9 protein-coding genes and 1 riboswitch are annotated in these 12,229 nt (G+C 45.0%); of the genes, 3 read left to right on the top strand and 6 right to left on the bottom strand.

Going from position 1 to position 12,229, the window contains the following annotated elements:
• Positions 1 to 2: 2 nt before the first annotated feature.
• The 6 genes from AC6R1A_RS02550 to AC6R1A_RS02525 all read right to left on the bottom strand — a co-directional run bounded on the left by AC6R1A_RS02550 (position 3) and on the right by AC6R1A_RS02525 (position 5,030).
• Complete coding sequence (locus AC6R1A_RS02550) at positions 3 to 641, bottom strand: urea amidolyase associated protein UAAP2 (protein WP_500634063.1); 639 nt, start codon at positions 639 to 641, stop codon at positions 3 to 5.
• A gap of 11 nt (positions 642 to 652) precedes the next feature.
• Entirely contained in the window at positions 653 to 1,417 is a 765-nt protein-coding gene (locus AC6R1A_RS02545; protein WP_500634064.1) for an urea amidolyase associated protein UAAP1, read from the bottom strand.
• A gap of 10 nt (positions 1,418 to 1,427) precedes the next feature.
• On the bottom strand, positions 1,428 to 2,234 hold the full coding sequence (locus tag AC6R1A_RS02540) for an ABC transporter ATP-binding protein (RefSeq protein ID WP_500634065.1): 807 nt from the start codon (positions 2,232 to 2,234) through the stop codon (positions 1,428 to 1,430).
• Complete coding sequence (locus AC6R1A_RS02535; RefSeq protein ID WP_500638765.1) at positions 2,227 to 3,057, bottom strand: ABC transporter permease; 831 nt, start codon at positions 3,055 to 3,057, stop codon at positions 2,227 to 2,229. Before AC6R1A_RS02535 ends, AC6R1A_RS02540 begins: the two co-directional genes overlap by 8 nt.
• Positions 3,058 to 3,090: 33 nt before the next feature.
• The gene (locus AC6R1A_RS02530) at positions 3,091 to 4,164 is read right to left on the bottom strand and encodes a putative urea ABC transporter substrate-binding protein (RefSeq protein WP_500632419.1); all 1,074 of its coding nucleotides are present in this window, start codon (positions 4,162 to 4,164) and stop codon (positions 3,091 to 3,093) included.
• Positions 4,165 to 4,228: 64 nt separating this feature from the next.
• Positions 4,229 to 4,326: riboswitch (guanidine-I (ykkC/yxkD leader) on the bottom strand.
• Between the two features lie 209 nt (positions 4,327 to 4,535).
• Positions 4,536 to 5,030: a P-loop nucleotide/nucleoside kinase family protein gene (locus AC6R1A_RS02525; protein WP_500632418.1), complete on the bottom strand. Its 495-nt coding sequence runs from the start codon at positions 5,028 to 5,030 to the stop codon at positions 4,536 to 4,538.
• A 607-nt stretch (positions 5,031 to 5,637) separates the two neighbouring features.
• Here AC6R1A_RS02525 and AC6R1A_RS02520 point away from each other — a divergent pair.
• From AC6R1A_RS02520 to AC6R1A_RS02510, 3 genes are read left to right on the top strand one after another with little or no spacing between them, the layout of a single operon-like run.
• Positions 5,638 to 6,216, top strand: coding sequence for a hypothetical protein (locus AC6R1A_RS02520; protein ID WP_500632769.1), 579 nt, complete (start codon positions 5,638 to 5,640; stop codon positions 6,214 to 6,216).
• The gene (locus tag AC6R1A_RS02515) at positions 6,209 to 8,431 is read left to right on the top strand and encodes an integrase (RefSeq protein WP_500632768.1); all 2,223 of its coding nucleotides are present in this window, start codon (positions 6,209 to 6,211) and stop codon (positions 8,429 to 8,431) included. Before AC6R1A_RS02520 ends, AC6R1A_RS02515 begins: the two co-directional genes overlap by 8 nt.
• Positions 8,424 to 11,420 (top strand): tyrosine-type recombinase/integrase, encoded by a 2,997-nt coding sequence (locus AC6R1A_RS02510; protein WP_500632767.1) that lies wholly within the window; start codon positions 8,424 to 8,426, stop codon positions 11,418 to 11,420. The genes AC6R1A_RS02515 and AC6R1A_RS02510 overlap by 8 nt, the downstream gene beginning before the upstream one ends.
• Positions 11,421 to 12,229: the final 809 nt, after the last annotated feature.

The following is a 12,229-nucleotide window of genomic DNA, read 5'->3' as shown; positions in this document are numbered from 1 at the left end:
CTTTATTCCCAGATAATGACCTCAACGGGGGTGGGATTGTAGGCATTACATGGATTGTTCAATTGTGGGCAGTTTGACATCAACACAATGACGTTCATGTGAGCTTTAAGCTCCACGTATTTACCTGCACCACTGATACCGTCGGCAAAAGTCAGACCGCCTTCGGCTGTAACGGGGACATTCATAAAAAAGTTAATATTATGGGTGATGTCGCGCTTCGACATACCAAACTGCTCATTTTCAGCCACCGCCAGTAACCAGCTATCACGACAAGCATGCATACACTTTTTGTCTATCGAGTAGCGTACAGTGTTGCTCTCAGTCGCACATGCGCCGCCCAAGGTATCGTGTCGACCACAGGTATCCGCCACTATCTCAAGCATTACGTTGCCTTGATCAGATAAAATCTTCGTGCCTGCGGTTAGATAAACATTGCCCTGCTCTCGAATCGTATCCATCGCGCTGTAACGCTCTGAAGGATCATTGGCGTTGTAAAACAGTGTATCTGCGGCTTGGTTACCTTCAATATCAAGAATGCGCACAGTCTGCCCTTTTTTGACGACTTTCATGTAGTAATCACCCGCTGACACGGTGTCACGATATAGGGCTTCATTAAGTGGTAATTGGCTCTCTACAATCATGTTTCGCTCCTTTAGCAACATTGGCGGGTGGCTGATGGTTCAAACGTTCGATTCGCCGTTGCTGCATAGCGGCGGTTATTTTCAAAGCCTCGCTCGTTCTCTTCCCGATGAGTGAGACAGCTATCGTCATCTCGCATTGGCTCAGATTCCCATACTGAAACCTCAACGGGCTGGTATGGGTAGGTTTTTGATGGATTAAGTGGATGTGGACAAGTGGTCATCACAACCAACGTATCCATTTCAAATCGCAGCTCAATGCTATCGCCCGCCTTGCTGTGTTGTGGGTCGTAGTTAAGATTACCCTCCTCATCGGTGGCGACTTTGCTAAATAGATTTAAGTTCGCAGCCAAATCACGCTTACCTAAACCGTATTTAGCCACCTCGACCAACAGCGCATCATAACCATTTTGCTTCCACTGATTGCGTTGGGCTTGGTAGTCCCGTTCACCCCATTTTTCTGCCACTTTTTGTTTGTTGCTGACCCCACACACGGTATCAATCCAGCCAGTATCATCGCGCACGATCGAGCAGAAGATGCGTCCCATATCAGAGTACAAGCAGTGGCCTTGGGTTAACTTAAACGTATGTTGGCATTTCAAGGTATCGGGCGCATTGTAGCGCTCAAGTAGATTAGCCGGGTTGTAGAACAGCACACTCAAATTCGCACCACCCTCGATATCTATGAAGCGTACGGTTCGCCCTTTGGGTACCACCATTGACCAATGCGCGGCCCCTGGCAGAGTGTCTGAAAAAATCACATCCTGTTTTGCTGACATATTTTATTCCTTATGCAATTTTGGAAAAAAGTTGGTCTGGCGGCGTGTTGTCCAACTGCTCGGTTGAGATATCAAATGTCACCTGCGCGCCAAAACGCTCCGGCGCTTGCTCATCATGACGAGTATGATCAAACACCCATAAACGGTTGCCCAGATGGAAGCCTTCACTCAGGTCGTGCGTGATCATGAACACCGTTAAATTTTGCTCTTTCCACAGCGACTTCACTAACACATGCATATCTTTTCGAATCCCCGGATCCAGCGCGCCAAACGGTTCATCCAACAACAGAATTCTTGGTCTTTTTATCAGCGCCTGAGCGATGGAGAGTCGCTGCCTCATACCACCCGATAGCTCATGCGGGTATTTATCTTGAGCCGCTACAAGGCCAACCTGCTCGAGCATCTTTAATGCCTGCTCTTTGGCCTGCTGCTTCTTCGCGCCAAACAGTCGTCCCAGCGTGCGGCTAGAAAGACTATTCGACTCAAACTCATAACCGAGCATGACATTCTCAAGTGCTGTTAAGTGTGGGAATACAGAGTACTTTTGGAACACGATGCCTCGTTCGACTCCAGGTTCTTGAGTCAAAGGTTCGCCATCCAATAGTAATTGTCCTCTTGAGGGTGTTTCGGTACCGAGCAACATATTGAGGAATGTGGTTTTACCGCACCCAGAGGCGCCTACAATACTGACAAAATCCCCTTCATGAACGCTAAGGTTTAAACGCTCTAAAACGATGTTGTCGCCATACTCTTTCCAAACCTGTTTGACTTGAATGATCGGAGGGGTGTTTTCTTTGTTCGTAGTGGAGTTAACCATGGCTCTCTCCTTGTGACTGGTGATACCAAGGGCTGAGTTTTTTTGATGCTAGACGCAGCAACCAGTCCATGCTGTAAGCTAAGAGAGTAATCCACAACACGTACGGCAGAATCACATCCATCGATAGATAACGGCGTACTAAGAAGATACGATAGCCCAAACCTTCGGTAGCGACTATCGCTTCGGCAGCAATCAGAAACAGCCATGCGCTACCCAAGGTTAGGCGAACCGCTTCAATCAGTTTGGGCATAATCTGCGGAAGGATCACTCGTACGATAATTTGCCAACTGTTCGCACCTAAAGTCTGAGCCTTTATGAGCTGTTCATCCGGCAAGCTTTGCACGCGAAGTTGAATGTCCCTAATGATGATTGGACACACGCCGATGACAATCAACACAACCTTGGACAATTCACCCACTCCGAATGAAATAAACAAAATCGGCAAAATCGCCATAGGTGGTATCAGTGATACGGCCGTGATCACCGGTGATAACGACGCGCGCATTAAAGGAATGATCCCGGTCGCAATGCCCAATGACAGACCAATAAGGGCACTGAGACCAATCCCCCAACCCAGCCGTGCTAGGCTTGCAAAGGTGTCCGTCCACATCAGGTATTCGCCCGTTCTTCGACTTGGGGTAAATGCCATTCTATCGATTGCATCAGCAAAACTGCTGAAGGCTGGCAGCAATTTGTCTGCGGAGTTCGCCGCCAATCTTGCATCCGATGCCGTCACATAGACGGCAAGCAGGATAAGAAAAGGCATCACGCCGAGCAAAACCCGCCCAAGTTTAGACGGGTGACGGTTAATTACTTTGGTCATAATGACTCCAATTACAACGACCGAATGGTGAGGTTACAGCGTGTTGTCCGCTGCCATCTGCATGTATTCAGAAGTAAATCGGAGCTTGACGTTGCTAGGGTCACCGAACACACCCGTTGGTGTTTCTACACCAATGAAGCCCGCATCAGGCGCACCTTCGCCAAGTAATCCATGTTCAAACGAAAACTCACTGACTTTTTGCATCGTTTCTGCCAGTTTAGGGCTTTGCGTAAAGCTGACCGCCTCATCTGCTGAGTAGAACATGTTGGTCGCTTGGAGTTGAGACTTGTAGCCATCAAGATCTGTCCCTGACGCTTGCGCCATATATGATTTGGCTTCATCGCCCTGTTCAGGTGATTGCATGATTGACATGATCTCATACCATGCGCCCGTTAATGCTTTACCTAATGCGGGGTTACTTTGTAGCGTCTCTGTATTGACGACGAGTAGATCAATGATTTCGCCAGGAATATCAGATGAGTCGAAAACAAAAGAGGTGTCTGGCTGAGAAGTAATTTCGCTAAGAAGGGGGTTCCAAGTCACAACCGATGTCACTTCACTTGTGCTAAACGCAGCAACAAGATCAGCGTCAGAGGTGTTCACCACTTTCACATCACGCTCACTCAAGCCGACACTTTCTAATGCACGAGCCATCAAGTAGTGGGACACACTCAACTCGACAAGATTGATCGATTGGCCTTTTAGGTCTTCAAGTTGCTTGTCCCCTTTAAGGACAATACCGTCATTCCCATTGGAAAAATCACCGACCACAAGAGCAGTAGAGTCCACACCACTTGCAGCGGGAATCGTTAATGCATCCATATTGGTCATCACAGTGGCATCGAACTGACCTGTCGTGAACTGGTTGATCGACTCTATATAGTCGTTCACCTGCACGACATCGATGTCAATGCCATATTTGTCTGCCCATTTGTCTATGATCCCAGCATGATCGGCATAATCCCAAGGCATCCAACCAACGTAGATGGACCAAGCCAGCGTAAATTTCTCTTTCTCTTGAGCGACTGCGATAGGTGAAAAAGCGGATGCCAGTAGCGAAGTGCCGACAACCGATGCGAGTAGGCTTTTTTTGATTTGAGCTTTCATTTGAATCTCCTCCATGAGGTCACTGAATATCAACACAAGAGACGCAACCAATAAGTTTGGTTCAATCTCCCGGGCTTCTATCCCTCCGTGTGACCTCTTACGAGGTTGACAACTCTTGACCCAGACACTGTTTCAACAGCCGGAACCCTAGATGTCTATTTTCCAAATTGTATGTTAGCCAGACAACATTAACCGCTAACTATGCGCTCTTGTGAACTGATATCGAGTATTACAAAACTCATGCCAACCATTAAGACACATAAAATCAACAACTTAAAATCGATTAACTTCACTCAACCTCTCTAAATGAGATCATATTGGTGCATAAGCCCTACATGGGTGCATTGAAAATCCGGTCACTGTTTAACGACTTATTCCATGCATGATTGAGTATCCCGATAAACCCAAACAACATTTTCATCCGATAGTGGTATTTCAAACCAAGACCAGAACAACTCCAACATTTCAGGTGTCAAGTCATACGACTTGGCATCCAAGTTTGAATTGCGTAAAAGCGCCCTTTGCCGACATACTTCAAAAGGTACGTCAAGGTAATGCACTTCACTCTCAATCCCCTTTTCTGATGCCCAGCGAATAAAAGTATCTCGATCCAATTTGCGCCAGAAACCAAAATCGAAAATAGCTGGTACACCGAGAGTAAAAAGCTGAAGAGCAGAATCTTTAAACAAGTCTTGAAGCGCAGCTAAACGACTGTCGAAGAGTTCACGCTCCATATGCTGACCATATAAAGGAATCATCCATTCATCTATGGAGAAACGAAAAGCCCCATACTTTTTTGCTAGTTCCTTGGAGTAAGTCGTTTTACCTGAGCCGATAAAACCGCATACGAAATAGATCTTGGTCATAATTTCTCTTTAGCTAATAATATCCAACAAAGGTGTGAGGTGCGCTATCGCAACACTCTAGCCATACGTCCTTACCACTCAACTTGATCCAGTATGAATAGTAGCTTGCCGATGGCCAACATGTTTCTCGACGCTTTCAATTTACGCCGAGGGGATGATTTCTACCCTATCGATAAATTTAAGCAATGCTGGGCTGAAGAAAGTGAGGTTATAGTACCTTTAACGACACCTAAGACCTATTCGCAATAGGGGGGACACCAAATTAAGCCACCGACATAATAGGCAACGTCCCGATCTTGAATTTCAGACATGAAAAAACACGCTATAAAGCGTTTAATATTCAATAGGTTAGGATAAAAATATTGTTTAGGAATGATTGGAGCGTACTGCGGGAATCGAACCCGCATCATCAGCTTGGAAGTATTACACCCACTCAAATCTTTACTCCTTTAAAACCAATAAAACTTCCTAGTTTCAATTAGTTAAATTGTCAATCCCCCATAAGATATTGCTCCCATTTTTCAACATTTTTTGCCGCTTTTCTTAATTTTGAGCCTCAGCAGATGTACAGTTATTGTACAAAAACTGACTTCAATGGATGTTTGAAATGCCGCATATTTTATCGAATCGTTCGAAAAATCGATTAGAATTTTCGATTCATCCTGCTGCTCTCTCAGCATTTACTTTCTATCACTCTCGAAAGTTCTGGGCAGATAAAACGACCATTTCTCGCTCAGCATTAGCAGACATTAATTACGGCCTGATGCTCAATGCCGTTAAGTCATCAAAAAACAAAATTGCTATAATTTCTGGTTTTGAGTCATTCAGTTTTTCACTTGCAACTCTCTCTCTTGCAGACTGTAATGTAATTATTCTCGACGAGATAAGTGACAAAGATATAGAGCGACGAGCGTGGATTTCTGTACTTCGTTCCCTGCTCTCTTCCATCGACAGCAGTTCAGCGGAAGACTTCCGTCGAGCACTCAATCAGTGCACTCCAAAACCTATCCTGAAAATGATATTCGACACGAATAAGCTCAGCCAAAGGCAGTTGGCCGGCATTATTCATTCTTCAAGAAGTACACTAGCCCAGCAGAATGCAAAGGCGAGCGCACAATTAACAACGCCTCCAAAAGAACTGTCTATCTTCGAACAACTCTTAAGAGAGAGAAAACAAGATGTTTGAAGAGATAAGAGAGCGGTTTAAGCAGAAAAATATCGAACGATTCCTTCGGCAGTTGTTTCCATTTCAGCGAGAGCAAAACTCTCTCATTGCTTCAGAAGTGATTCGGCTTTGCGCCGTGATCAGGAGTGAATACAAAAGTGAGTTTTCTGAAGTGACGTTTCTTATTAGCGAAGCCCAGAAACACATCATTAGCAACCACCACCAGAGACTCCATGATGTCGTTGAGTCTATTTCTAAAAATAAGAAGCTTGGTGTTCATTTTCTGCCCGCTTTCTTAGCATCAGATCTATTGCTTACATCCTATGACCACAAAAAATTTGACCAATACAAAGCACTCACCTTTTTGTGTGTTGCGCGCCTTTCGTTTTTAGGCACACACCAGCCAAAAATCAAAGCAATCTGTGATGACGTGAGGCTGTTCTCTAATGGACAAAGAGAAAGCATGGCAGCTTATCTTCCTGACATCAATCAGCTAAATCTACCGCGGCTCGTGAAAGCATTTAATGTTCTTGTTGACGAAGAGAATGAACCAAGGCCACCCAGTCAAGTGGTGAGCCAGCTCAATACCTATCGTCGTCCTTACGAATCCACTTTAAAAAATGCTGAAGGTTATACCCGTACAGTGACCAGTAGTGAGTTCAAAAAAAGTGGGCGTTTGGAGCCAGGTGAGCTCAAAACTCTTGACGAAGAGGCTGGAGATACTGTTTTTGAATTGAAACAGTTTAGCGAAACGCCCAAGTCTGGCGGTCATAGTTGGCAAAAGGAAGACCATCACGGTGAGCGCAGTCGAACAATGAGTATTGTCAGCGCGTACAGTCACACTAAGCACAGTTATGCAACGGGGGCGTTGCACGCGCGCGCTATCCAAGCTCGAATAGAAAAACGTGAGTTGTACCTAGCTTGTGATATTGACAGTGCAACCAACTACGAAATAGGCTCGCTGACTGGCTTTTGTGTCGCACAAATCAAAACACAATCACCCGATTTGATGGCGGCTAAACTTCTACTTCTCATGCTTATCACTGGGGATACATATGACCAAATAGAAAAATTAAAATGTAGGCGATCAGCAAACAATCGTATGGTCGGCTTTTACAGAAAGCACCGCCTCCCTTCCCAAACACAGCGTACTGAGGTGCAGCCGTTACTTGTTGGCGTATCGAACGAGTTTTGGTTACCTTTGCCTCAAATTGTCTGCGGACAGCTTAGTAACCTCAAGTTTAGAAACGTAGAAGAGCAACAGCTCAAAGCGATACTTCAAAAGATCAACGAACAAAAACAAACGAGCCTGACACTCAGAAAAGTGTCGTCCTACCTCAAACAAAAACTTTCTCATGAAAATATCGACTCGACGATCATTGCGTTGCTGAGCGGATCTCCAATTAACACTGTCCCGGCTCTTTTCTACGTTCAACTGTCCAGTGAGTTACTTCTGAGCACCTACTACCGTTATTTGGATTTTCTCTCTCACTTAACGTCTACCTCTTCAGTGTTTACCGAGTTCGATGAAGACCCACTCCCCCTGACACTTGGTTCACCACTTTATTTGGAGGTGAATGTTTTGTCCTCACTGGTTTCCAAATTACAGGATAAACTCAGCTCGACAGACCAACATTCACAGCAATTTCATAACTACATCACTATCTACACTCAGTTAGTGCTGGCGATTGGCTCGGGATATCGTCCGGTGACAGGTTGGTTTGGTAAAATCACTCATCTCTCCTTACAAACAGGAGACTATTGGATCTCAGACAAAGAATCAGGGGTTGGAGATAATAGCCGCGTCGTCAAACTCCCCCAAATTGCAGTCAACATACTGAATGACTACCTAAAATACTGTTCAGATAGAGGCTTACGACTCGCCAATATCAACCCTGAGCTATCACGTGAGTATCAGGGCGTCCTTTCTGGCGAGAATCACCTGTTTTTCTATGTAAAGGAGCATCAACTGATGCCCTGTACGCCATCAAACTACTCGCTGTTTATTGACCCTATCCTCCCTTTGCAAGCAAATTGGTCGAGACACCATATACGATCTCTGTTAACTGCCAATAACGTCGACGCCCCAATTATCAACGCCTGGATGGGACACATGAATCATTCAAAACGCAGCTTTCATGAATACAGTGCGCTTTCACGTCAAGACATGCGTCTTGTATCGACGTTAATTAACGCGCATTTGGTCGATATTGGTGTGAGGAGTGCGTATGAGTGATATTGGTATAGAAGCGCGCCATAAAAATCGGCTTAATCAAATAGAGCGAGTCGACAAAAAAGCACGGCAAGTGTTCTCCAAGTACTTCCCTAACCCCGAACATATCCCTCAACAAGAGAGTTTTTGGAAGAAATGGGGACAGTTCATCGATGAGATAACCAATACATTTGGGCAGTTCAGAGATTATCGACGGGCTTTCAACTTGGGCGTCAAAAATGTCCTAGACTACAGAAAACACTACCACTGGACCGTCAACCCACCAAGTTACATTGTCACTCAAAAATCACCCAAACCGCTTCGCACTCTGTCTTGGATGCAACTGGCATGGCAAGGCTATGCGTTCTACCAAAGTTGGTATTTCGATGACTTATGCGCGCACACTGCACAATCAAAAGAACAAGCATTTCGTCATCTCATCCTTTCCTTCATTTACCACAGTGGTCATGCCAACCCAGATGTCGTTGATGCATTTCAGCAACTCGTTGCCACGTCAGAGATACAAGTTTGTTGCTGGGAGTCATCACCGTTTATTAGCATTAACATTGAGTCCGCCAAGTTCAATACAAACCTCACTGCCGAAGGCAAATCCATTACCCAGTTTCACTGTTACCTTCATCCAATCACACTCGGGTTGTTACGTCTATGGCGGAGATGGAGACGTAAGCGTTGGGATCCGCCTAAGAATGAGAACGAACTTGTTACTTTGCTTGTAGGGCGCCACTGCCCTCTGACTTTCAGTCAACTTTGCCAAACTTCAGTTTATGTAGCAGAAAATGAGAACGGGTTATCAATCAGCCAAGCGCTTATTGAATACATGATCGGTAAAACAAAGTCTTACGGGATCCCTACCAGCAACCTTGCGCGCTTAAGTCACCCACAAGTTTTTCCAGTATGCGATGTTGAGTACAATCGCTCTCCAGTAACCACTAACCGAGAGGCTGTTCATCACTCGAGACGTAGGCATCCCAACAGTAGCGATTTGATGGACTCACTTAAAGAGTGTTTCTGCCCCAAAGTTGCCCGACCCCAAAACAAAAATGCACTCAAAGCTGATCTAGACAAGTTATTGTCGCAGCAATCGCGCACAGGCTGCATTCATCAAAGAATTTTGGTGCAATGGTATCGCCACAAACTACAGACTTGTGGTGTTAGCACGTTAAAAGCCTACCATTCAAGGATGACGCGGAAGTGGCTGTTCTTGTGCGAGACATATCCACTCCACGAGTTAAAAGGTGACGAACTAGAACACCTCTATCAACAAGTCATCGACAGTCATACGACCAATAAGTCGAAACTATACTTTGCTGGACGGCTCCAAGACTTGCACGCTTTCGCTGTTGAACACGGTGTCCTTCCCGCTATCTCGAGCAACTACTTACACACCGACCCGACACAATCACACACTCGAGCGGCGTTTGTTGATGAAGCACTTTTTACCGCCCTTCTTAACAGTATTTCATCGGCGAAAGGTCTCAATGAAGCTGACCAACTTTGTCTTCAGTCGATGTGCATTATTTCGTATCGATGTGGACTAAGGCTGGGCGAGTTGATCAAGTTACGGATGAAAGACATTGAGCCCTCCAATATTGGTTGGATATCCGTTCGGGATACGCACCTTGGGAAAAATAAAACCGCATCAAGCTTAAGAAAAGTGCCCGTTAAACCGTTACTACTTACGCATGAAGCTGACATTCTCAAACGTTACGAAGGCCTCAAACAACAGCAAGGGCTTGGGAAAAAGCACCCGTTCTTTTCGATTGGCGCAGACCCCAAGCTTCCCCTTGAGGCCATTAGAATATCGATATTTATTGGTGAGTTATTGAAGGCTTTGACCCAGTTAGACTATTTCGTATTTCACCACCTGCGCCATAGCTGTCTGAGTCGATTTCAGCTTATGCTAGAAATGGATAGCACAAACCAGTTACCACAACAACTATCACCTTATGGTAAAAAGCAGACGGATAGTATTAAGAGACTCATTTGGGGACAATCCTCAATGAACGGGTATGATAGCATCGCCTCTATGGCTGGTCATGAATCCCCCAGCATGACGTTTGAGCACTACTTCCATTTTTCAGACTGGATCGTTGCTCAAAAACTCAAGAAAGCAAACTTTTCCATGTCCAAAGCTGGGATGAGCCTCGTCGGCATGCTACCGAAAAAAGTCAGAGTCAAAGAACGAGCAGAAGAAAACCCTCTCCCCTATCTGATGAAAAGTCTCTCTGTTGAATTATTACCAGCCAATATTGAAAAAGGCATAATTCCAAGCATCGAGGTCGACGAAGACAAAGAAATCATCTCATTACCAATCTGCTACCGCGCGTTGGAGCTTCACCAACAAGGCTTTAACGACGAAGATATCTGCTCGAGACTACAAATATCGGAGAACACACTGAGAAAGTGGATAGCAAATGCGAAGGTTATTAAAGAGATTTTTGTTGAGTCATCTGGTCAACGGTACTCTCGCCACTTTTCTTCGGCTCGGGTTACGAAACTCCTCCCTGCTCCGCTCAAGACAGCTATTGAAATTAAGACACAGAATCAGTACATCAGAGACCTGAAACATCACTATAGCCGCAACCAACAGGCCATCGTAAACGCGACCATCTATGCTTTACATCATGTGAGTGTCTCACGCTCTGGTATTCACTTTAACTCACCAGATCAGCTGATAACTTTCCTTGAAGCAACACACCTATTTATACCAAAGTCTCACTGGCGAGCCGCCACGCAATTCACAAACACTAGCGAACGAAAATCCGATTGGTGCAATGCCCTTAAAAGCATTACAACATATTGCGAACGACGCTCCGTTGGCCGAAGTAAACGATCACAAGGCTCTGTCAGACTGGAACTAGTACATCCTAGAACACGCTTGAATAAAACGGAACAAGCGAAAAGCTCTTCTCACCTACTCATTCACTTATTTCACATGATGGGGATAATGATGATAAATCCTCATGATGCTGACAATAACGGTGCAAAATAGTAATTGACAGGAACTACATTCTTCACCTTCATAAGATTAGTGATGAAGGATTCAACTGTTATTGTAATAATCTGTTCAAGTTATTTGCCCAGGATATTATTGATCATGATACTCACCGCAGAAGGAAACGAGCGTTTTATGAATAGCTTTGGGAGTTTTCTGTCACGGCCTCTCTGCTGGAAGTCAAGTATAAACGTAAGGTGATTCCAGTGGTACTGACTTGTCACTGCCTAATTACGTTAACACCAAATGGGGCCTTAGTGAACAAACTGATGGAGCGCAAATAAGCCTCGCATCGGCGAGGCTTGATGATGCTTATTTGTAGTATTGGTGACGCCTTTTCGAATTATGCTTCCAACACTTAGCAACGTCATATACGTGTGCAGGGTAGTCGTCCCACGGGTTAGCCAGTGATCTTCCTCTAGCTGCTCGTAGTTTGATGGGATATTCACGACACTCAACTTTGTGGAGGAAATAGTAGCTCTTCTCCTGCTTGGTTGAAAAATGCTTGTGAGTTCCACTACGTACGCTAGGATACACATCCCATAGATAATCCCTTTGCGCTTTGGCATGACTTCTGTACTGTTGCTTAAGTTGTTTCATTTACCCTCCTGGTTTACATAACCTAGAAGGGGTCCTCTGCAAAGTAGTTCATTCGTCCACCATGATGCGCTCTTTACCTAAGTCTAGCAAATTCTACTTAGGGCCTAAATCTCTAGTGGCCTAATGTGAACTTTATCTGACAAACCATTTTATCAATTGCTTCTTTAAGAATTATTTGAGTGTAGTGGCGATTGAGTTTAGACAGA

The organism is Vibrio sp. R10-SG3-ISO3, assembly GCF_059834225.1.
Note: the sequence above shows the minus strand (reverse complement) of the source record. Positions and strands in the feature narration are given on the sequence as shown.